Below are 306 nucleotides of genomic sequence, written 5' to 3'. Positions count from 1 at the left end.
GCGACCCAGATTACTCACGCAAACTAAAAACCGACCTGTTTATCGACGACAGGAACATTGGTGGAGTACCCGACTGGGGACTGATCTACCAAATGATTATTAACCCGGATATTAAAAACATTTTTGATTTTAAATTTGAGGATTTTGAACTCGTTAACTACGAACCACACCGGCGCGCGGTACACACCAAGGGAGCTCTCCCGGCGGGCAGGGCCTCAGAATGCGGGCGCACCATGTGGAAAGCAACATGGTTGGAGTCTGTTTCAATGTATTGCGACGGCATCTCCATGGGTTGAAGCCTTTGAA

1 pseudogene is annotated in these 306 nt (G+C 48.4%); it reads left to right on the top strand.

What is annotated here, in order from left to right:
• Window positions 1-296, top strand: a pseudogene (locus tag D0T85_RS22330) (hypothetical protein); the annotation flags it as partial.
• Window positions 297-306 lie beyond the last annotated feature (10 nt).

Source organism: Bacteroides sp. 519, from assembly GCF_010500955.1.
Classification (GTDB): domain Bacteria; phylum Bacteroidota; class Bacteroidia; order Bacteroidales; family Bacteroidaceae; genus Bacteroides.
The sequence above is the reverse complement of the archived record's forward strand: the minus strand, read 5'-3'. Positions and strand labels throughout refer to the sequence as shown.